The organism is Cupriavidus sp. YAF13, assembly GCF_052113425.1.
In the GTDB taxonomy this organism is placed as follows: Bacteria; Pseudomonadota; Gammaproteobacteria; order Burkholderiales; family Burkholderiaceae; genus Cupriavidus.
In genome coordinates this window covers 179,015-199,882 of the sequence record NZ_JBFRDD010000001.1, presented here as the reverse complement: position 1 = coordinate 199,882, position 20,868 = coordinate 179,015, and the positions used below count along the sequence as shown (strand labels likewise).

The 20,868-nt window shown below is 67.3% G+C and carries 20 protein-coding genes and 1 pseudogene; 9 read left to right on the top strand and 12 right to left on the bottom strand.

The features are described 5' to 3' along the window. Nucleotides 1–11 precede the first annotated feature (11 nt). The 5 genes from AB4061_RS01225 to AB4061_RS01205 form a co-directional block, all read right to left on the bottom strand. Nucleotides 12–977 (bottom strand): LLM class oxidoreductase, encoded by a 966-nt coding sequence (locus tag AB4061_RS01225; RefSeq protein ID WP_441630165.1) that lies wholly within the window; start codon nucleotides 975–977, stop codon nucleotides 12–14. A gap of 376 nt (nucleotides 978–1,353) precedes the next feature. Continuing rightward, nucleotides 1,354–1,989: a glutathione S-transferase family protein gene (locus tag AB4061_RS01220; RefSeq protein WP_441630164.1), complete on the bottom strand. Its 636-nt coding sequence runs from the start codon at nucleotides 1,987–1,989 to the stop codon at nucleotides 1,354–1,356. A gap of 31 nt (nucleotides 1,990–2,020) precedes the next feature. Further along, nucleotides 2,021–2,650 (bottom strand): glutathione S-transferase family protein, encoded by a 630-nt coding sequence (locus AB4061_RS01215; RefSeq protein ID WP_441630162.1) that lies wholly within the window; start codon nucleotides 2,648–2,650, stop codon nucleotides 2,021–2,023. Between the two features lie 93 nt (nucleotides 2,651–2,743). Then, complete coding sequence (locus tag AB4061_RS01210) at nucleotides 2,744–4,045, bottom strand: sulfatase family protein (protein WP_441630160.1); 1,302 nt, start codon at nucleotides 4,043–4,045, stop codon at nucleotides 2,744–2,746. Beyond that, nucleotides 4,042–5,019 (bottom strand): Bug family tripartite tricarboxylate transporter substrate binding protein, encoded by a 978-nt coding sequence (locus AB4061_RS01205; protein WP_441630158.1) that lies wholly within the window; start codon nucleotides 5,017–5,019, stop codon nucleotides 4,042–4,044. Before AB4061_RS01205 ends, AB4061_RS01210 begins: the two co-directional genes overlap by 4 nt. Nucleotides 5,020–5,301: 282 nt before the next feature. Here AB4061_RS01205 and AB4061_RS01200 point away from each other — a divergent pair. The 3 genes and pseudogenes from AB4061_RS01200 to AB4061_RS01190 form a co-directional block, all read left to right on the top strand. Beyond that, nucleotides 5,302–5,556, top strand: a pseudogene (locus tag AB4061_RS01200) (aminotransferase class I/II-fold pyridoxal phosphate-dependent enzyme); the annotation flags it as partial. 147 nt (nucleotides 5,557–5,703) lie between these two features. Further along, nucleotides 5,704–6,279 (top strand): MarR family winged helix-turn-helix transcriptional regulator, encoded by a 576-nt coding sequence (locus AB4061_RS01195; RefSeq protein ID WP_441630156.1) that lies wholly within the window; start codon nucleotides 5,704–5,706, stop codon nucleotides 6,277–6,279. A 157-nt stretch (nucleotides 6,280–6,436) separates the two neighbouring features. Then, a complete protein-coding gene (locus AB4061_RS01190) occupies nucleotides 6,437–6,778 on the top strand; it encodes a zinc ribbon domain-containing protein YjdM (RefSeq protein WP_043347137.1) in 342 nt (113 codons plus the stop codon). Nucleotides 6,779–6,789: 11 nt separating this feature from the next. Here the strand turns inward: AB4061_RS01190 and AB4061_RS01185 are convergent, their stop codons facing one another. Beyond that, nucleotides 6,790–7,692, bottom strand: a complete 903-nt coding sequence (locus AB4061_RS01185) for a LysR family transcriptional regulator (RefSeq protein WP_441630154.1) — start codon at nucleotides 7,690–7,692, stop codon at nucleotides 6,790–6,792. A gap of 170 nt (nucleotides 7,693–7,862) precedes the next feature. Here AB4061_RS01185 and AB4061_RS01180 point away from each other — a divergent pair, with 170 nt between their 5' ends. Beyond that, entirely contained in the window at nucleotides 7,863–8,864 is a 1,002-nt protein-coding gene (locus AB4061_RS01180) for a Bug family tripartite tricarboxylate transporter substrate binding protein (RefSeq protein WP_441630152.1), read from the top strand. An 80-nt stretch (nucleotides 8,865–8,944) separates the two neighbouring features. Next, nucleotides 8,945–10,231 carry a hypothetical protein gene (locus AB4061_RS01175; RefSeq protein WP_441630150.1) on the top strand — a complete coding sequence of 429 codons (1,287 nt, stop codon included), beginning with the start codon at nucleotides 8,945–8,947 and terminating at the stop codon, nucleotides 10,229–10,231. A gap of 21 nt (nucleotides 10,232–10,252) precedes the next feature. Here AB4061_RS01175 and tam read toward each other — a convergent pair whose 3' ends face one another. Continuing rightward, nucleotides 10,253–11,023 carry a trans-aconitate 2-methyltransferase gene (tam, locus tag AB4061_RS01170; protein ID WP_441630444.1) on the bottom strand — a complete coding sequence of 257 codons (771 nt, stop codon included), beginning with the start codon at nucleotides 11,021–11,023 and terminating at the stop codon, nucleotides 10,253–10,255. Nucleotides 11,024–11,526: 503 nt separating this feature from the next. Here tam and AB4061_RS01165 point away from each other — a divergent pair. Next, nucleotides 11,527–12,465, top strand: coding sequence for a LysR substrate-binding domain-containing protein (locus AB4061_RS01165; RefSeq protein WP_441630148.1), 939 nt, complete (start codon nucleotides 11,527–11,529; stop codon nucleotides 12,463–12,465). A gap of 313 nt (nucleotides 12,466–12,778) precedes the next feature. After that, nucleotides 12,779–14,485 (top strand): methyl-accepting chemotaxis protein, encoded by a 1,707-nt coding sequence (locus AB4061_RS01160; RefSeq protein WP_441630147.1) that lies wholly within the window; start codon nucleotides 12,779–12,781, stop codon nucleotides 14,483–14,485. Here the strand turns inward: AB4061_RS01160 and AB4061_RS01155 are convergent. The 3 genes from AB4061_RS01155 to AB4061_RS01145 all read right to left on the bottom strand — a co-directional run bounded on the left by AB4061_RS01155 (nucleotide 14,482) and on the right by AB4061_RS01145 (nucleotide 17,045). Then, entirely contained in the window at nucleotides 14,482–15,648 is a 1,167-nt protein-coding gene (locus AB4061_RS01155) for a glycerate kinase (protein WP_441630145.1), read from the bottom strand. The two genes, AB4061_RS01160 and AB4061_RS01155, sit on opposite strands and share 4 nt — an antisense overlap. Further along, nucleotides 15,645–16,028 (bottom strand): VOC family protein, encoded by a 384-nt coding sequence (locus AB4061_RS01150; protein ID WP_441630143.1) that lies wholly within the window; start codon nucleotides 16,026–16,028, stop codon nucleotides 15,645–15,647. Before AB4061_RS01150 ends, AB4061_RS01155 begins: the two co-directional genes overlap by 4 nt. Before the next feature lie 117 nt (nucleotides 16,029–16,145). Then, nucleotides 16,146–17,045: a LysR family transcriptional regulator gene (locus AB4061_RS01145; RefSeq protein ID WP_441630442.1), complete on the bottom strand. Its 900-nt coding sequence runs from the start codon at nucleotides 17,043–17,045 to the stop codon at nucleotides 16,146–16,148. Between the two features lie 225 nt (nucleotides 17,046–17,270). On the opposite strand from AB4061_RS01145, the gene AB4061_RS01140 reads away from it, so the two are divergent. Beyond that, on the top strand, nucleotides 17,271–18,248 hold the full coding sequence (locus AB4061_RS01140) for a D-2-hydroxyacid dehydrogenase (protein WP_441630141.1): 978 nt from the start codon (nucleotides 17,271–17,273) through the stop codon (nucleotides 18,246–18,248). Nucleotides 18,249–18,426: 178 nt separating this feature from the next. After that, a complete protein-coding gene (locus AB4061_RS01135; RefSeq protein ID WP_441630140.1) occupies nucleotides 18,427–19,095 on the top strand; it encodes a hypothetical protein in 669 nt (222 codons plus the stop codon). A gap of 40 nt (nucleotides 19,096–19,135) precedes the next feature. On the opposite strand, the gene AB4061_RS01130 is transcribed toward AB4061_RS01135, so the two are convergent. Continuing rightward, a complete protein-coding gene (locus AB4061_RS01130; RefSeq protein WP_441630138.1) occupies nucleotides 19,136–19,459 on the bottom strand; it encodes an FmdB family zinc ribbon protein in 324 nt (107 codons plus the stop codon). Nucleotides 19,460–19,577: 118 nt separating this feature from the next. After that, a complete protein-coding gene (fmdA, locus tag AB4061_RS01125; protein ID WP_441630136.1) occupies nucleotides 19,578–20,810 on the bottom strand; it encodes a formamidase in 1,233 nt (410 codons plus the stop codon). Between the last annotated feature and the right edge of the window lie 58 nt (nucleotides 20,811–20,868).

Genomic DNA, 20,868 nt, shown 5'->3' with positions numbered 1-20,868 from the left:
AAGAGAAAAACCTAGTCCGCGTGAAATGCCGGCAGGACGTCGGCGGCCAGTTCTTCCATCACCTCTCGCGGCGCACGTTCGGATGCCTGCAGGTTGAGCGAAACATGATGCGTGCCGCTGCCGCGCATGTCCCGCAGCAACTCCCTCAGCCCATTTCGCCCGGTGCGATAGCCAAGCGAGATTGCGGTAGGCGGCTCGCCGGCATCGGCGCTCAGGTCCAGTTGCATCGCCACGCCAAAGGCGCGGAACTGCCCGGGCGCGGCACGCTCAACCGCCGCGCGCCACATGCGATAGCGCTCCCGCTGCACCGCAGGCTCGCGGTGATAGGTCATCCAGCCGATGGCATGGCGCGCGATCCAGTCAACGCTCTGCCCGCCCGAGCCCACGGCCAGCAAGGGAACGGGCGCGGGGAGCCTGGGGAGCACGAAAAACTCGGGCGTGTCGTCATGGAACTGATCCGGGATCACCCGGGAAGGCCCTCCCACCGCCGCCGCCACCGTCTCCCAGTGACGCAGGTACAGATCGCGCCGTGCGGCCGTAGCCTGCCCAAACGCAGCGTACTCGGCAGGACGGTCGCCAGAGCCCAGGCCAAGCACGAAGCGGCCCTGCGACAACGCGCTGACTGAAATGGCCCCTTTGGCGACATGCAGCGGATGCCGCAGCGTCAACACGATGGCACCGCTCACCAGCGCGATGCGCTCGGTCTGGCTGGCCAGCGCGCCAAGGAACACCCAGGGATCGAGATGCCCGACCGGGTCCGGGTAGTCGGCGCTGTTCAGCGGCACGTCGCGCACCCACAGCGCGCGGAATCCGAGCGCGTCGGCGAGCTTGGCCAGCGCCACCTGCTCGCGGAAATCCGCGACTACCTGGCCGGATTGCAGCATCGGCAAGGTCAGGCCAAGCGAGAGGCGGCCTTCCTGGAACACGCGGTCTTGCACGGCGGCGTCATGCGGCGAAGGGGCGTCTGTCTGAGGCATTCGAGTCCTCCAGATGTACTTGCGGGTCGCTGGCCCGTCTGCGGGGACCGTCTGGCATATTAGCAGTTGCCACGCGCTGGCCGCTGCGCACAAGCGGGTGAGCCGGGCCGATAGGAAACGATAGCGCCGGGCGGACAAGCGACAAGAAAAAAGCCCGCCCCACTTGCGTGGCGCGGGCCAAGTTTCCGTATTCTGGAAACGGGTAGACAAGTCATGAAGAGCGCCCCCGCATCTCCATGACGGAAATCATATTAGCGGGCGGCACCATTTTGGTTCTTGACCCATGTCAAATGGGCGTCCGGTTTGTGCAAAGGTAGTGCGAAGGTAGTGCAAAGGTGGGCGGCCGATGTATGGCGCTTGTAGGGATTTGCCAGCGTCAAGCCAGGTCATCCAGCTTGACCGCAAAGCCGCGCTGCACGCCGGGACGCGCGAACAGGGCGTCGTACCAGCGCCTGACATTCGGAAACTGCTCCAGCGAGACCTGATGGCGCTCGTGGCGCCAGGCCCAGCCCAGGATCGCGAAATCCGCCACGGACAGCTCGCCGGCCACGTATTCCACCTCCGCCAGGCGCCGGTCCAGCACGCCGTAAAGGCGCCGCGTTTCTTCCGAATAGCGCTTGAGCCCATAGTGCCGGTCGGCCTCCGCCTCGACCGTGCGGAAGTGATGCACCTGGCCCGGCATGGGCCCGAAGCCACCCATCTGCCACATCAGCCACTCCAGCACCGGCACGCGGTCACGCAGGCTGGCGGGCAGGAACTTGCCGGTCTTCTCGGCTAGGTAAAGCAGGATCGCGCCGGATTCGAAGACGCTGATCGGCTGTCCATCGGGGCCATCCGCATCGACGATGGCCGGAATCCGGTTGTTGGGGCTGATGCGCAGGAAATCCGGCTGGTGCTGCTCGCCCTTGGTGATATTGACCGTCTTGACAGCATAAGGCAGCGCCATTTCCTCGAGCGCGACGCTGATCTTGCGCCCGTTCGGCGTGTTCCAGGTGTGCAGGGTGATAGTCATGGATATCGGTTCGTGATGAGGGGATCCAGGCTCAGCTCAAGGGCGCTGCAACGTACTGGCGGAAACCGGCGCGCTCGCCCACACGCGCATACCAGCGTTCGAGATTGGGCAGCGCGGGGCGATCGATCCGGGCGTCCAGGCCGAACCAGCGGCGTGCGTAGGCGCCCAGCACCAGGTCGGCCAGCGTGAAGACGCCGCCTTCCATATAGTCGCGGCCTTCCAGGTGCTGGTCGAGCAAACGCCACAACCCTGCCACCACGCCGGCGTCAGCGGTCAGGCGAGCCACATCGCGTTCGGCGGCGGGCGTGCGCACAAAGCCCCAGAAGACCGGCCGTTCCGCCGGCTGCAAGGTCGACAGTGCCCAGTCCAGCCAGCGGTCCACGCTGGCACGCGCCTTAGGCCCCGCCGGGTACAGCGCACCTGCCTTGCCGTACTCCATGGCGAGGTAGCGCAGGATGGAATTCGACTCCCACAGCACAAAATCGCCATCGATGATCGTCGGGATGCGCCCGTTGGGATTCATGGCGAGATAGTCGGGCTCGTTGTTGCCGCCGAACTGCATGCCGGCGTCGATCCGCCGGAACGGCACGCCAAGTTCTTCGCAACCCCACAGTACCTTTTGCACATTGACCGAATTCGCACGGCCCCAGATCGTCAGCATTCGATGTATTCCCGTTGAAGATTGCCGCGTTTCGCGCAATCTTCAACGATACACCAAGGCGCCAAGGTGTGGATCGGGGCCTCGGCCGGGTCGTTACCGCTGCGGCATATCCGTCGCCGAATACCCCAGGCTGACTGTGGCATCCTCCGGAATCGGCGGCATGCCCGCATTCCACGCCAGCCAAGCCTCGCGCATCGCCGCCAGCCGCTGGGGCTCGCGTTTTGCCAGGTTGGCGCGCTCGCGCTCATCGCGGCTGAGATCGAACAGGTACTCGTGTCCGTCCACCTGCAGATACTTCCAGTCGCCGTCGCGCAGCGCGCGCTGGTCGCGGTGGTTCATGCGCCAGTGCAACGGGCGGTGGAAGCGGTGCGCCGCATCGCGCAGCAACGGCATCAGAGACACGCCGTCCAGCGGGTAGCCAGGATCGGCCTGCACACCCGCCGCATCCAGCATCGTGGCCGACCAGTCCATCGTCATGCAGTGCTGCGCGCTGGTGCCGCCCGGCGCGATCATCGCGGGCCAGTGCGCGATCCATGGCACGCGGATGCCGCCCTCGGTCAGGTCCATCTTGCCGCCCACCAGCGGCCAGTTGTCCGAGAAGCGCTCACCGCCGTTGTCGCTGGTGAAGACGATCAGCGTGTTATCGAGCTGACCGAGCTGGCGCAGCGCTTCCACCAGCCAGCCGATGCCCTCGTCCATGTGGCTGATCATCCGCCGGTAGGTGTGGATGTTGCCGCCGTCGAGATGGAACAGGTTGTTGCTGACCTGCTGCGYCAGCGCGGCGTCGTCGCGGGTTTCCCACGGCCAGTGCGGCGCGGTGTAATGCAGGCTCAGGAAAAACGGCGCGCCCTCCCCACTCATGCGCGTCACGTAATCCACCGCGCGCCGCGACAGCAGATCAGTCAGGTAGCCGGGTTCCTGGTGTTCCACCTCGTTGTGCCACAGATCGTGACGGCCGCTGGAATCGCAATGCGTGAAGTAATCGACACCGCCCGCCATGGGGCCAAAAAACGCCTGATAGCCCGACAGCAGCGGCCCGAACGCCGGCGCGAAGCCCAGGTGCCATTTGCCGATCAGCGCCGTGCGGTAGCCCTGCGCCCGCAGCAGCGAGGGCAAGGTGGGATGCGCCGGCGGCAAGCCCAGCGTGTTGCTGCCACGGCTTTTGCTGTTGATCGGCTCCTCGGCCGCGCCGCGCAGCCGGTACTGGTAACGCGCCGTCATCAGTGCAAAACGCGTGGGAGAGCACACCGGCGAGTTGGCATAGCCCTGCGTCAGCATCAGGCCGTTGGCGGCCAGGCTGTCGAGCACCGGCGACACCGGCTCGCGTCCGCCATAGCAGCCCAGGTCCGCATAGCCGAGATCGTCGGCGACGATATAGATCAGGTTCGCTTTCATTCGACTTTCATGCCGGTGGCAACGATGAGTTGACGATATCGCTCGGACAGGTCCGACAACCGCCGCGCTGCCGCCGCGCCGGTGATGCCTTCGGGCTGCAGGTCCAGCGCCTGCATGCGAGCCTGCACATCGGGCCGCACCAGCGCGGCGGCGATGGCGCGCTCGAGCACGCGCACCACCGCCTCCGGCGTGGCCGCCGGCACCATCGCCACATACAGTACCTCATGCTCCAGCGCCTTCATGCCGAGTTCTGCCACGGTTGCAATGCCCGGCGCCAGCCGCGAGCGCTGGTGGCTGGTCACCGCCAGCGCCGTCACCTTGCCCGCATTGACGAAGGGCAGCATGCTGGGCGTGGCCAGGATGCCGCCATCCACCTCGCTGCCCACCACCGCGGTCACCGCCGGCGTGCTTCCCTTGTAAGGCACATGGTTCAGCTTGAGGCCGGTGGCACGCTGGAACTCCTCGATGGCCAGGTGGCCCGGACTGCCGCTGCCGCCGGAGCTGAAGTTCAGGCGCTTCTCCTTGGCCTGCTTGACCAGGTCCGGCAAGGAAGCGATGCCCGACGACGGCGACGCGCCTACCAGCAAACCCGAACTGGCCAGTATCATCAAGGGCTTGAGCTCGCCGGGCCGGAACGGCATGGTGCTGTAGATATGCGGATTGACGGTAAAGGTGGTATCGATGCCGAACAGCACCGCGTAGCCATCGGCCGGGCTCTTGGCCACCGCGCCTGCGCCCAGGTTGCCGCCCGCCCCCGGCTTGTTCTCGACCACAAAGGCCTGCTTAAGCTCGCCCTGCAGCACCTCGGCCACTGAACGGGCCAGCAAATCTGACGGGCCGCCGGGCGGAAACGAGTTGACGAAGCGCACCGGCTTGGCCGGATAGCGCTCCTGGGCGTGCGCGGCGAGTCCCGGCGCGCAGAGCAGGAGCGCAAGGGTTGCGGCCCGCAATGGGGCGGCAAGGCGATGGAACATGGCGTGGTCTCCGTTGTTTTGTTATGCATGCACTCGCACTGCGGCGCCTCACGGCGCCGTCATGCCGGACAACTCTACTTGCCATGCCGTCGATTGTTCTAATCAATCATTTCAATCATTTCCGGCCCCATCGCCAGTCCATCGCGGCCAACCGGCCACGCCCGGATGGACAGGTTGGACGCGATGCCTCGCGCCGCGCAAGCCAGGCACGATCCTTCTCGATACGGCCCGCGCGGGTCTGTCCGATGAGCGCCCCCATCGCCGGCCGCCCTCCCCAGGGTAATCGGCCCGAGGACGCACTGGCTCATCCTGAATTCGCCATCCAACCTCACAGGCGCGGTCTACACGCACGGCGAGCTGGCGGCGCTTGCCGAGATGCGGCTGGCGCACCCGCACGTGCTGATCCTGTCGGATGACATCGACGAGCACCTGATGTTTGACGGCGCGCGCGTCCATACCATCGCCGCGGTCGAGCCGCGCCTGGCGGCGCGCACGCTGACGATGAACGGCGTTTCCAAGGCCTATGCCATGACCGGCTGCACCGTCAGGCCCTTGCGCAGCGCGCCGCATTCATTGCATTTCTTGACGCCGTGACGCCGCAGGCCTGTAATGCAGCTTCCCGCGCGCCTCCTTGCCAGGCCGCGCGATCACGAACCTATGATTCGATTCATCTGGGCCGCCCCCATGCCAGCTTCCAATCCAGCCGTAGATCGCCTGAACCAGCCACAATCGATCGAAGACCTCTTCCTCTACCGGCTGAGCTGCCTGCTGGCGGATGCCGGTGGCATCGTGATCCGCTATTGCGAAGGGCAATTCGGCATCACCCGCAGGGAATGGCGCCTGCTGGCGCTGCTCGCCGCGCACGGTGCGATGAGCTCGTCCGAGCTGGCGCAACTGGCCCACCTGGACCGTCCCCGCGCCTCGCGCACGATCACGGTGTTGGTGGACAAGAAGCTGATCAGCCGGGTGGCGCGGCCCGGTGATGCACGGCAGGTCACGCTGGCGCCGACCGCTGCGGGCGAGGCCCTGTACGCCGAGATCTTCCCGCTGACGAAACAGGTCAACCTTGAACTGCTGGATGCACTCGAGGACAAGGAAGTCGCGCAACTGGATGACATGCTGATGCGGCTGGAGCAGCGCTCCCGGCAGATGGCCGCGCGCGGCGGCCTGCCGCTGGCGGACCGTCGGCGCGGCGGCAGCGCACGCAACCGCCAGGCTCTGGCATTGCGCGATGCGAAGGACGCCAGCCACGGCAACTAGGCCGGCCTGGCGCACGAACGTCCTGCGCGTCGCGCCTCGCGGCGCGCCGGAGTAACACGGCCGCTGGAAAGGCTAAGCGGCTTTGGGCGGCAACGCCGCCCCGCCCGCTATACTCTAGCCCCCAAAAATCTCAAGCCTCAAGCAACCGGAAGCCGTCATGCCCACCATCCCCGCCTGCCCCCAATGCGCCCTGGAAAACACCTACCCCGACGGCGACAACTACGTCTGCGCCGACTGCGGCCATGAGTGGGCCATGGTGGCCGCCGCGCAGGACGATGACAGCGCCCAGGCCGTGGTGAAAGATGCCAACGGCGCCGTGCTGAACGACGGCGACGCCGTGGTGCTGATCAAGGACCTGAAGGTCAAGGGCTCATCCATCACGCTGAAGATGGGCACCAAGGTCAAGAGCATCCGGCTGGTGGGCGGCGACCACGAGGTCGATTGCAAGATGGACGCCGGCAGCTTCATGCTCAAGGCCTGCTACCTGCGCAAGGCCTGAGCCTGGCCGGATCAGCGCGCGTCGCGCGCTGCAAAGCGAGTCTCCAGCAGCGCGGCGAATTCCTCGGTAATTGCGGAGCTGGCCGACTGGCTGGACAGCGCCATGCGCACTTCCACCGGGCAAGCCGGCAGCAGCGGCAGCACGCGCAGCCCATGCGCGAATACCTCGGCCACGTACGGGTTCACGATGCCGATGCCGGCCCCCTCAGCCGCCATGCTGCAGATCGTGCCGGAGTAAGTGGTCTCGATGGTGGCCGATGGCTCCACCTGCCACTGCCGCATGCCGCGCAGAAACGCCACGTGTAGTTCGTCATCGGCGTTCAGGGTGAGCAGGAACTGGCCCTGCAGGTCGCGCACGTGAATCGTGCCGCGCCCGGCCAGCGCGTGACCGGGATGCATGACGCAAACGGCGCTGGTGCGATGCATGACCCGCACATCGAAGTGGGGATCGTCGAGATGGCTGGTGGACAGCACCAGGTCATACTGACCATTGAGCAGGCCCTCGCGCAGATGGTGCCCGCCTACCGTCTGCAGGTTGACATGCACATCGGCGTGGCGGCGCGAGAACTCGCCGACCACTTGCGGCATCACGCCCAGCCCGAGAGATGGTGTACAGCCGATGCGCAGTACGCCGGTGCCCGACTTACGCAGCACCGCCACGTCCTGCTCGATCCTTGCCAGCCCCATGAAGTGATGCTGCACCGTCTCAAACAAGCGGCGCGCTTCCTGCGTGGGGCGTAGCCGCCCCTTCTGTATATCGAACAGCTTGAGCTCCGCCGCGGCCTGCATCTGGGCCAGCAGCCGGCTCACCGACGGCTGGGTCGTGTGCAGCATCACGGCGGCGGCGGTGGTGGTGCCGGTGAGCATCACCGCCCGGAAGGCTTCGATTTCACGGAAATTCAGGGGTCTGGGCATGGGAAACGTCACGATCGATCAGATCGGGAGGATATATCACGGCTGCATAGCCCCCTCCCGATAAAGCATTATTCAGAATAAGGTCGCCCCCCTACACTCGCCGCACGATCAAGACGAACGCCGCCGCCGATAGCCGGGCCTGGTGGTCAAAAATGAGGGAGAACACACCGATGAAGCGGAAATTGCGAAAGTTGCTGTTCAAGCATGGCTGGAAATCCTGCGTAGCCGCGGCCGTCCTAGGCGCCACCTTCGCGGGCAGCGCGTTCGCCCAGCAGGGATACCCCGACAGGACCATTCGCATCATCGTGCCGTTCAGCGCTGGCGGCAGCTCCGACATGCAGGGCCGCATGCTGGCAGACCGCCTGGGCCGGCTCTACAAACAATCCGTGGTGGTGGAAAACCGCCCGGGCGCGGGAGGCCATATCGGCGGCAAGGCCGTGGTCGATGCACCTGCCGACGGCTACACCCTGCTGCTTGGCTCCATCGGCCTGCACGCCACATACAACACCTACAAGAAGCTCAACTACAACCCGGCCACGGACCTGAAGATCGTCACCGTGCTGGCTGAGATGCCGCACGTGGTCGTGGTGAACCCGAAGGTGCCCGCCAGCAACCTGCAGCAGCTGGCAGCGGCCGCGCGCCAGCGCCCGGACACGATGACATTCGGCTCGGCGGGTGTCGGGTCCTCGGTCCATATGATGGGCGAGCTCTTCAAGCTCAACGCCGGCGCGCCGCTGGTCCATGTGCCTTACAAAGGCAGCGCGGCGGCCATGACCGACCTGCTGGGCGGCCAGATCGACATGATGTTCGAGAACCCGCCGACCACGCTGTCCTACATCCGCTCGGGCAAGCTCAAGGCGCTGGCCGTGACCGGCAAGGTGCGCTCGCCCGCGCTGCCCGGCGTGCCGACGGCGGCGGAGTCCGGCTATCCCGGCTTCGTGGCAACGTCCTGGACCACGGTGGCCGTCAGCGCCAAGGTGCCGGACGCGATCGCCGACAAGCTCAACGCCGATATCCGGCAGATCGTCGCCACGCCCGAGTTCCGCCAGGGTCTGCAGGAGCAAGGCATGACCCCCGTGGCCAACACCCGCGACGCCGCGCAGCGCTTTATCGCGACGGAAAAAGCGCGCTGGGACCAGGTCATCGCCAAGGGCAAGATCAGCGCGGAATAACACGGAGTAAAGCCGCGCAATACCAAGGCGGCAAACCCGCCTTGCACCAGCACACCCAGTCTCAACGGAAACCCAGCCTCATGCATTCCTCACGCATCATTGCCAGCCCGCAGCCCTACCGGCGGCTGGGCGCGGACGGCCTCCACCATTTCTTCGGCTACTACAACAAGAGCACCTGGGACCGCAGCCAGCGCTACGTGCTGGCGCAGCGCGTGCCGATGGCCGACGCCGAACTGACACCGGACCTGGTGGCCGAGATCGGCTTCTTCGACCTGCAGGACGGCGACCGCTTCCACCGCGTAGGCCAGACCACCGCCTGGAACTGGCAGATGGGAGCGCAACTGCAGTGGCTGGATGGCGCGCCCGGCAGGCAGCTCATCTACAACTGCCGGACGGACGACGCGTCGGCCATTTATCCGCACTTAGGCGCAACGTTGCACAACGTGGAGACGGGCGAAGACAAGACGCTGCCCATGCCCGTGTATGTGGTCGCGCCGAGCAGCGAGTACAGCCTTTGCGTGAATTACCGCCGCCTGTACATGACGCACCAGACCATCGGCTACAGCGACGCGACGCCACAACCGCCTCTGCCCAACGCGCCGGCAAACGACGGCATCCACTACATGGACCTGCGTACCGGCGAGACGCGCCTGGTGCTGAGCTACCAGGACCTGCGCAACTTCCACCCGAAGGCCTCGATGGACAAGGCCATCCACTGGGTCAGCCATATCGAGATCAATCCGGGCTCGTCGCGCGTGCTGCTGCTGCACCGCTGGACCGAGCGCGTCAAGGACGAGACGTGCTTCCTGCACCGGCTCATCACGGTCAATCCGGACGGCTCCGACCTGCGCCTGCTGGAGTGCTCCGACCATCCGCTGCCGCAGCTCGCGGAGGATTTCGATCCCAACGCGGTCGGCACGTTCGACTACGAGAAGTCCGAGTACCAGATCTCGCATCCGCTGTGGCGGGATGACGAACACATCATCGTGTGGGGGCCGCACGCCGGCAGCATCCATTACCACCTCTATCACGACAGCGTGGGCGGCGAGGTGCAGGTCGTCGGTAAGGGCGTGCTGACCGAAAACGGCCACATGACGTTCTCGCCGGTGGCGCGCAACTGGTTGCTCAGCGACACCTATCCAGACAGTGCCACCAACGAGCGGATCCTCTTTCTCTACGACGTGGCCACCGGCCTGCGCCACGACCTGGGCAGCTTCTACACGGACCCGGGCCTGAAGAAAGAGAACCGCTGCGACCTGCATCCGCGCTGGAGCCGCGACGGCCGCCACGCCTGCATTGACTCGATCCATGACGGCGAACGGCAGATGTACGTGATGGACGTCAGCGCGCTCACAGCCAGCGCCTGAAACAATCCCCGGCCCCGCCCGTCAGCGCGTGGCCACGATGAAGAACCGCGGGAACGGCAGCAGCACCGTGCCGTCCGCCATCGGCGGATAGGCGCGCGCCACTTCCGCGGTGTAGCGCACCAGGTAAGCCGCGCGCTCGGCTTCATCCAGCGGGTCCAGGAAGGGGCGCAGGCCGGTGCCCTTGAACCACTCGACAATCGCCGCCGGGCCACCGGCCAGCGCGTGGTGGTAGGTGGTGTGCCAGACATCGACCGCTGCGCAATGCGTGCGCAGCAGTTCGTAGTACCAGCCAGCGCCCTGCAGCCCGGTACGCGCCTGCGAAGCGGCGGCCAGCTTACCGGCCCACGGGCCGTCGGCGGCGACTTCGCGCATCAGGCGGTGCGCGGGCGTGTCCAGCGTGTCGGGCACCTGGATTGCGAGGCTGCCGCCGGGCGCCAGCTTCGCGGCAAGCGCGGGCAGCAGGCGGCCGTGGTCGGGCAGCCATTGCAGCACGGCGTTGGCGAGGATCACGTCGTAGGGGCCCGGGTCGTACCAGGTTTCGATGCGGCTTACCTCGAACCGCAATCCAGGCAACCGCTTGCGCGCGGCTTCGACCATGTCGGCCGAGCTGTCCAGCCCGGTCACGCTCGCGCCGGGAAAGCAGGCGGCCAGCACTTCGGTCGAGTTGCCCGGACCGCAGCCGATGTCCACCGCGACGCGCGGCTCGCGCCCCGGCACCGCGGCCAGCAGGTCGCGCACCGGGCGGGTACGTTCGTTCTCGAATTTCACGTATTGCTTGGCTGACCAAGTCATTGCTGCTCCTTTGCGGGTTCGGTTCTGGTGCCTCGGAAGATCGGGCGCCTCTGGCGCATCTAGCGCATCTAGCGCATCTAGTGCATCTGGAGCATTTGGCGCCGCAGCCTGCCTGGTTTGCCGCAACGCGGCCCTGCCCTTGGCGGTCAGCGCGACGATGGCCTGCGCGCGCGGCACGCCGGGCCGGGACGCCATGCCCACCAGGCCGGCCGTCGTCGCATCCTCCCACGCGGACAGGCGTGGGCAGGACGTGCGCCATGCCTCCATGGTGTCGGCGAAGGTGCGCGGCGTGGCGTCTAGCCACGCCAGGAACGCAAGCAGGTTGCCCGGGTGCGACGACGCGGGAAGATCGGCGTCCTTGTCGTTGTCCTTGTCGTCGTCCTTGCCCAGATCTTGTTCTTGCATGGCCGTGCTCCGTGGATGCCCGATGCATGCCGTCAGGATAGAGCCGAACTGCTATGATTTCCAATGCATATTGAGCACGTTTTCAATACCCTGAGAGTATGGCAATGATTGAGCTACGCCGGCTGCGCGCCTTCGTCGTCCTGGCCGAGGAAGGCCACGTCACCCGCGCCGCCGAGCGCCTGGGCATGCAGCAGCCGCCGCTCACGCGCCTGTTGCGCGGGCTGGAGGAGGAGCTTGGTGTTTTGCTGATGCGCCGCCTGCCGCGCGGCGTGCGCCCGACAGAGGCCGGCCTGGCGTTGCTGGAAGAGGCCCGCGCCGTGCTGGCCCGCGCCGAAGGCGTGGCCGATGTGGTGCGCCGCGCCGCGGCCGGGGAGCAAGGGCGGCTGGCGGTGGGCTTTACCAGCTCCGCCGCCCTGCACCCCTTCGTGCCCGCCGTGCTGCGCCGGTTTCGCGAAAGCGTGCCGGGCGTTGCCGTGACGCTGGAGGAAGCCGGCACCAGCGAGCTGGTGGAGGCGATCCTGCACGAGCGGCTGGACGCCGCGTTCGTCCGCTCGCCGGTGGGCAGCACCGCCGGGCTGGTGCTCGATGCCGTGCTGGACGAGCCGATGCTGGCGGCGTTGCCGGCCGGGCATCCGCTGGCGGCGCAGGCCGGCGCGCTGCCGCTGTCAGCGCTGGCGCGCGAGCCGTTCATTCTCTATCGCCGCCCTGCCGGGCCCGGCTTGTATGACGCGATCCTGACCGCCTGCCGCGCCGCGGGCTTCAGTCCGCTGGTGGCGCAGGAAGCACCGCGCCTGCCGGCCACGCTGAGCCTGGTGGCAGCAGGCCTTGGCGTGTCCGTGGTGCCCGCGTCCATGCACCGCCTGGGTGGCGAGGATATCGTCTATCGCCCGCTGGGCGATAGCCCGCCGCTGAGCGCGCCCCTGCACCTCGCGATGCGCCAAGGCGTGCTGCCGGCAGCCGTGATGCGCTTTCGCGCGATGGTGCGCGAGATGGTGGCGGCTACGCCAATCGCACCAACGCGCGCCATGCGCCGTTGAAGGCATGCGCCGTTGAAGGCATGCGTGGCGGTTTCCCCTGCGTCCTTCCTCGGGCTTCGCCGCACGTTCCGAGCGGGCAGCCGCGAGGCCGTCATTGTCCAGGCAGCGGGAATCTCTGTTCGCCCTGGTAGACAAGTTTGGCCTACAGCTTCGCCCGCCTGCCTGCCCGGGGGCTACCCACCACGCGCGCGCCCGATTGGCTCCGCGCGTTCGTGGTTGTAGCAGACATCCCGCGTATCGAAGCCTTGCTTCAACTTCAAATGGCGTCGCCGTAAACGAGCATTGAGATCCCTCTCAATCCATGGATTAAACAATGCTCCCCAACTTAACCATCAAGGCACGGCTCGCCATTGCGATGCTCGTGCTTTCCGTCTTGCTGCTTGTCGTCGGTGCGCTGGGCTTGCTCGGCATGTCGCGCAGCAACGCGGCGAACCACGCCACGTATGCCAACCAGATGCCGAGCGCCATGGCGATCGCGCAGGCCGATATCTGGCTGGGCCGGGTCCGCACGGCGCTGTTCAGCGCCGGCATGGAGCCGGAATCTCCCCACGCTGCCGAACTGCTGACCCGCACGGAGAAATTCCTGGCGCAGTCAGAGTCCGCCTGGCAGCGTTACCTGTCCCTGCCGCGCGACGCGGAAGAAGAGCGGCTGGCCCAGGATGTCATCGCCAAGCGCAAGGCGCTGTACGTTGCGCTCGATGCCTTCACCGCCGCCGTCAAGTCGGCCGACCACCAGAAGATCGTCGAGGCGGGGGTCGCGCAAACGCCGTATTACGCCGCGCTGCAAGCCAGCGGCGAAACGCTCAGCCAGTTCCAGTCGGCCCTGGCCAAGCGCAGCTATGAGGCCGCCGAGGCGTCTTATGCCACCTTCAGGGCGATCACCATTGCCGCGCTGCTGGCGGGGCTGGCGCTGGCCATCTATAGCTGGGTGGCCCTGCGCCGCGCCATTGCGCGCCCGCTCGACGCGGCGCTCGCGCACTTCGGCCACATCACCGCGGGCGACCTGAGCCGCCCCGTTGAAATCCACTCGCAGGATGAAATGGGCCAGTTGCTGTCGGGCATCGCGAAGATGCAGGACGGCCTGGCGCAAACCGTCTTGTCCGTGCGCACGGGCAGCGAAACGATCGCGGCGGCCACCAGGCAGATTGCCGCCGGCAACATCGACCTGTCGTCGCGTACCGAACAGCAAGCCGCGTCGCTCGAAGAAACCGCGGCCAGCATGGAAGAGCTCACCACCACCGTCAAGCAGAACGCGGACAACGCGCGCCAGGCTGCGGTGCTGTCTGCCACGGCATCGGAAACCGCCAATCACGGCGGCGAGGTGATCCGCGACGTGGTCGCGACCATGAGCGAGATCAACGAGAGCTCAACCCGCATTGCCGACATCATCAGCATCATCGAGGGCATCGCCTTCCAGACCAACATCCTGGCGCTGAATGCGGCCGTGGAAGCGGCGCGCGCCGGTGAGCAAGGCCGGGGCTTCGCGGTCGTCGCCGGCGAGGTGCGCTCGCTCGCGCAGCGCTCCTCCAGCGCCGCCAAGGAGATCAAGGACCTCATCGACAAATCCTCGGCGCGCGTGACGACCGGCACCGCGCTGGTGGACCAGGCGGGCTCGACCATGACCGAGATCATCCGCGACATCCAGCGCGTCTCCGACATCATGGGCGAGATCTCCGCCGCGTCCGTCGAGCAGACCGCCGGCATCGACCAGGTCGCGCACGCGGTGAGCCAGATGGATGAAGTGACGCAGCAGAACGCGTCGCTGGTGGAGGAAGCGGCGGCGGCGGCGCAATCGCTGGAAGAGCAAGCCGCCAAGCTGAAAGACACGGTGGCGGTGTTCCGGCTGGGCAACCAGGGCGTAGCCGGCACGGCGAGTGCGGCGAGTGCGGCTGTGCCCCATGCCGTGCGAGCCGCAAGCCGGCCCGCGGCATCGTCGCCGCGCCGCGCCGCACCGGTGGCACAGGTGGCGCCGCGTGCTGTTGCGGCGCCGGCCTCGGCGTCCGACTGGTCGTCCTTCTAAGCGGAACGCCGCGCGGCCGCGTAGAGCCGCGCCAGCTGCGCGGCGGCGGCTTCCAGCAGCGCCCCGCCCTGCGCGATCGACCAGGCCAGCGACGCAGGGCCGGCCTGCACCGAGAAGCAGCCATCGAATGCCTCGCGCAGCAGCGCGCCATCGGCAATCGCTCCCGATAGCAAGGTCACGGGCACGCCGTGCCGGCGTCCCAGCGCCGCGATTAGCGCCGGGCCTTTGCCAAGCAAGGTCTGGCGATCGGAGCGGCCTTCGCCGGTCAGGATCCAGTCGTACCCGTCCACCGTCGCCAACCCGGCGGTATCGAGAATAAAGCGGCCTCCCGGCAGCAATGGCGCGCCAAGCAGCCGCATGGCAAAGCCCAGCCCGCCCGCGGCGCCCGCGCCCTGCGCTTGCGCTGCGTGGCAACCGAGCGTCAGCTCGCAACGGGCCGCGAACTCGCCGATTACCTCGTCCGCTTGCGCGAGGTCCGCCACGCCTTTTTGCCCGCCAAACATCATGCTGGCGCCATGCGGCCCGCACAACGGGCTGGCGACATCGGTGAGCGCCACCAGGCGCAGCCCTTGCAGCAGGTCCGCATCGACGCGAGGGCGCAGGCTGCGGATCGACGCAAGATTGTCGGGCACCGGGTCGATGCGCTCGCCCGCGGCATCGAGGAAGTCGAACGCCAGCGCCGAGAGCATGCCGGCGCCGGCATCGTTGGTCGAGGAGCCGCCCAGGCCAATGACGATGGTGGCGAAACCTCGCGCGGCAATCCCGCGTATGGCCTGCCCCACCCCGCGCGTGGTGCGCGCGCCGGGCGCCGCCGCGGCGTCGGGGAGGCCGGCCACCGCCGCCACATCGAAGATCGCGAAGGCGCCAAGCGCTGCGCTCTCGCAGGCGGCAAACGGCATGCGCACCGGCTGGCCGTTGGCATCCGTCACGTCCACCGCATGCCAGCGCCCGCCGCATGCCGCGGCCACCACGGCGGCCGTGCCTTCGCCGCCATCGGCAATCGGTACCTGCGTGACCACGGCGTGCGGCAGCGCATGGCGGATGCCCTCGGCCATATGCCGGGCCACCGCCGGCGCGTCCAGGCTGCCCTTGAACGAATCGGGCGCGAGCAGCACGCGCAGCGCTCGCGCCGGCACGTTATTCAACGCCGTCGCGCTGGTCACGGCGCGGCCAGCTCGGAGATCTCGATCAGGTTCAGGTCCGGATCGCGCAAGTAGACGGAGCGGATCTTCTGCGTGGCGCCGGTCCGCGCGACCGGACCCGCAACGATGGGCCAGCCGGCGGCGCGCAGCCGCTCGATCACCGCATCGAGCGGGATCGACGCGATGAAGCACAGGTCCAACGCGCCGGGCACCGGCAGGTGCGCCTTCGGCTCGAACTCCGCGCCGCGCACGTGCAGGTTGATCTTCTGGTTGCCGAAGCGGAACGCCACGCGGTTCTCACCAAAGGTCTCCATCTGCATGCCGAGCACGCGCGTATAAAAATCGATGGTGGCGCCGGCATCGGTGCTGGTCAGCACCAGGTGGTCGAGGTGGTCAATCATGTCGCGCTTGCTCTCTCTGCGGTTTAGCCGGAAGCCATCATGGCAGTCGCGCAAGCAGATGAACATGTCGGAATGCGTCAGCACCCTTTCCGAAAGCGCAAGGCTGAAGCGGCCGCCTCAGCGCGGCGCCAGCAGGTGATCGAACAGCTTGCGCGCCTCGGGCTGCAGCGCCGCGGCCGATTTCACGCCAAGCCACAGCGTGCGCGAGGCCCACGGATCAGCAAGGCGGATGGCGCGCAACCCGGCGCCAAGGATCTCGGCGCGCACGGCGCCCTCTGGCAAGACCCCGATGCCAAGGCCCGCCTCGATCATGCGGCAGATCGCATCGAAGCTGCTGACCTGCACGCGCAGCTTGAGCACGCGCTCCAGCGCGGCCGAGGCGTCGGCCAGCCGCTGCAGCAGCGAGCTGCCCGGGTTGAGGCCGACGAAATCGTATTCGAGCGCGTCGGCGAAGGCCACCTCGGCGCGCGCCGCCAACGGATGATCCGGCGGCACCAGCACCACCAGGCGGTCGCGGCGGTACTCGAATTTTTCCAGCGCGCCGGCCGCGACGTTGTCGGCAAACACACCGATATCCGCCTGCCCGCCCGCCACCGCCGCGATCACCTCGCCGCTCATGCGCTCCTCCAGGCTGACGCGGATCAGCGGCTGCGCGTGCAGGAACACGCCCAGGTCCCGCGGCATGAACTGGATGATGGCCGAGGTGTTGGCCCACACGCGCACATGCCCCCGCACGCCGATGGCGAAATCGCTCATGTCGCCCGCCAGGCGATTCACGGTATCCAGCACGGCCCGCGCATGGCCGACCAGCCCAAAGCCGGCCGGGGTGAGCTCAAGCCCGCGCGGCAGCCGCACGAACAAGGCGCAATCGGTGGTCTTTTCCAGGTCGGCAACGCGGCGGCTGAGCGCCGACAGCGTCATGTGGGTGCGCTCGGCGGCCTTGGTAAAGCTGCCGCTCTGCGCCACCACCAGGAACAGGCGCAGGGACTGCAGGTCGAGATGGGCGGGATTGATCACGCGAAAGCGTCCGGTGGGCGGCGGCATCGATGGCGGCTGGATGGCCAGGGCCATCCAGCCATGCCCCGAGGTTTGAGAATCGGGAAAGGCTAGTGGACGAGAACGGCATTGTCAATTTGGGCGCCCGGGGCCACCATGGCCGGTCCGCGCGCGCCGCCCGATGGCCGGCGGCATGGCGCATTCACCACCCAGGCTTACCGACAGGCTTACCGACAGGCAAACACCATGAACCCATCCCAGACCACGCCGGAAGTCGTTTTCCTGGACCGCGGCACGCTGGCCCCCGAGACCGTGCTGCGCGCGTTGCCGTTCGCGCACCGTCTGACGGTCTTTGACGCCACCGCGCCGCATGAAGTGGCCGCGCGCATCGCCGGCGCGCAGATCGTGATCACCAACAAGGTCAAGCTGCCAGCCGAGGTGCTGCGCCAGGCCGCCAGCCTGCGCCTGGTAGCGATCGCGGCCACCGGCACCGACCACGTCGACCTGCACGCCTGCGCCGCCCGGGGCATCTGTGTGTCGAACGTGCGCAACTATGCCGTGCATACCGTGCCCGAGCACACCTTCGCGCTGATCTTCGCGCTGCGCCGCAGCCTGCATGCCTATTGCGACGCGGTGCGCGCGGGCCGCTGGCAGGCCTCGGGGCAGTTCTGCTTGCACGACTACCCGATCCACGACCTGGCCGGCTCGACCATCGGCATCGTCGGCGGCGGCACCCTGGGCCGCGCGGTGGGCGAGATCGCCCGGCTGCTGGGGCTCAAGGTGCTGTACGCCGCCCGCAAGGGCCAGCACAGCGCCGACGCGCAACACACGCCCTTCGCGGACATGCTGCGCCTGAGCGACATCATCACGCTGCACTGCCCGCTGACCCCCGCCAACGTGGGGCTGATCGGCCGCGAGGAGTTCGCGCAGATGACGCGCCGCCCGCTGCTGATCAACACCGCGCGTGGCGGGCTGGTCGACGAGGCGGCGCTGGTCCAGGCGCTGCGGCAAGGACAGGTGTCCGGGGCCGGTTTCAACGTAGCCACCGAGGAGCCGCCCGGCCCCGGCCACCCGTTCCACGCGCTGCGCGACCATCCCGCCTTCCTGCTCACGCCGCACGTGGCCTGGGCGAGCCGGGAGGCCATCCAGGCGCTGGCGGACCAGCTGATCGACAATATCGCGGCGTTCGCGGCCGGCTCGCCGCGCAATGTGGTGGCGGGCTGAGTCCTGCCCTACCCTGCCCTGTCCCATGCGCATGGGACCCGCCAGCCGCGGCGGCCACTCGGGTGCACGCCGACATCTGGCCGGACAACTACGATGGCGCTGGTGCGACGCCCGGATCCGTGCCGGATAGCCGCTTCGCGTCTATATTGTTTCTGTTCGGGATCACGACGGAGGGAGCATGCGTGCGCAATGCTGCAGGCTTGTGCTGGCGGCAGCGGCTGCCTGCGCGCTGGGCCTGGCCCTGAATTTCGCGCCGTGCTTCGCCCAGGCCGGTGGGGGCGAGCAAGCGCCTTTCGTGCAAATCAGGCTCGCCAGGCAGATTGCCGTTCAGGTTCCCAAGGACTGGACCATCCTGTCCGGCGCCCAGGGCCGGACCCACGGCACCATCGCGGACGCGGTGGGGGGCGTCTCCATCGTCCCGGCGCCGCCGGGCCAAACGGTCAACCTCCTGCATGCCGTTTCCAATGTGCAGAATCCGTACGCAGCTGTGATCGTCAACTCGATGGCGCAAGCGCCGGTCACGCCCGAGCAGGTCCGCCGGTTCGACAGGTCACTGCTCCTGGCATATGGCGCGAGCTTCGAACGCAGGATGCGCGACTCCCTGAAGACATCGGGCAGGGAGATGCTCTCCATCGACGAGCCCCGCATCGAAAAAATCGGTGGCTGGCCGGCGATTGCGATCAACTACGTGCGCACCGGCGCGCAAGGCACGATCTTCGTCCAGCATTTCGACATCTATACGCCGGACCAGGAACTGCTGCTCATCCTCTCGTGCCGCGACACGGCGCGCGGCGCATGGCTGCCGCTGCTGGACCGGGTGCGCGGCTCGATCGTCGTTGGCGAATAGCCTGGATGGCGATCGTCCCGGCTCCCATCGGGCTGGTCCCCTAGTGGCTGATCATCCAGGGCCGCGTGCCAGGAAAGGACTTGGCCGCGCCGGGCTTGCCGGCCAGGCCGACGCTGCCGCCCGAACAGCCACAACCTGGCCCATGGCGGTGCCCCTGGGAACTCAATGGCGCGTGGGCGCTGCGCTCGTTGCCCGCATGCGCGGCGCGGCGGGACGATGGCATCAGGGCCAGCATGGTCGCGGTGACCTGGCGCCGGGCTGCGTGGCCGCAGCCGGGGCATGGCTGCGGCGCGTCGCGCTCGTCGATGCGGCGCACCGCGGTAAAGCTGCCGCACGCCTCGCAGGCGTATTCATACATTGGCATACAGGTCTCTCCGCTCGGTGGAAAGTGGCAAGCGCGGGCCCCCTTGGGGAAGGAGGAGGAAAGCGGGAGCCCGCGCCCGCCGTGACTTCACGTCTCTGGCTGGCGCTCAGATCGGCATTCAGGCCACATCCTGCGAAAGCAGGACGTCGGCACCGCCCTTGATATGCACAGTGGGCCCACTGGCCTGCGGCCGGATATCGAAGTCGAAGATCTGCGTCGGTATCCAGAGCGTGGCGCAGGAGTTGGGGATGTCCACGACGCCGCTGATATGCCCCTGCACCGGCGCCGTGCCCAGGATGGCGTAGGCCTGCGCGCGCGAGTAGCCGAACTTGGTCAGGTATTCGATCGCGTTCAAGCAAGCCTGGCGGTAGGCGACGTTCACATCGAGGTAGTGCTGCTTGCCTTGTTCATCCACCGAGATACCCTCGAAGATCAGGTAGTCGTTGTAGGTCGGCGTGATCGGGCTGGGCTTGAAGATGGGGTTCTTGATGCCGTACTTCGCCATGCCGTCCTTGATCACGTTCACCCGCATGTGCACCCACCCCGCCATCTCGATGGCACCGCAGAAGGTAATCTCGCCGTCGCCCTGGCTGAAGTGCAGATCGCCGACCGACAGCCCCGCCCCATCCACATACACCGGGAAGTACACCTTGGAGCCACGTGACAGGTCCTTGATGTCGCAGTTGCCGCCATGCTCGCGCGGCGGCACGGTACGCGCGCCCTCGGCTGCCGCCCGCCTGCCGGCGTCCCCAACGAGCTTGCCCATATGGGCGGTCGCGGCAAACGGCGGGTTGGCCAGCGGCGGCACGCGATCGGGGTCGGTCTTGATCAGCCCTGTTTCGCGTTCGTTCCAGGTATGGAGCAGCTTGGGGTCGGGCAGGCAGCCGATCAGCCCGGGATGGATCAGCCCGGCGAACTCCACGCCGGGCACATGGCGCGAAGTGGTGTAGACACCATGGAAGTCCCAGATGGACTTCTGCGCCAGCGGGAAATGGTCCGTCAGGAACCCGCCGCCGTTCCTCTTCGAGAAGAAGCCGTTGAAGCCCCACTGGCTTTCTGCCTTGGCGCCTACGTCCAGCAGGTCGACCACCAGCAGGTCGCCCGGCTTGACGCCGTGCACGCCCACCGGCCCGGAGAGAAAGTGGACGATGGACAGGTCGATGTCCCGCACGTCATCCGCCGACTCGTTGTTCTTGATGAAGCCTCCGGTCCAGTCATAGGTTTCCAGGATGAACTCGTCGCCGGGATTGACCCAGCAGGCCATGGGAATGTCCGGGTGCCAGCGGTTGTGGACCTGTTCGTTCTCGTACGCCGATTGCGCGAGATCGACCTTGATCAGGGTATCTGCCATGTGCCTGTCTCCTTGGTGTGTGTCCGGTCAATCGCCGGATTGCGGCCGTGAAACGATG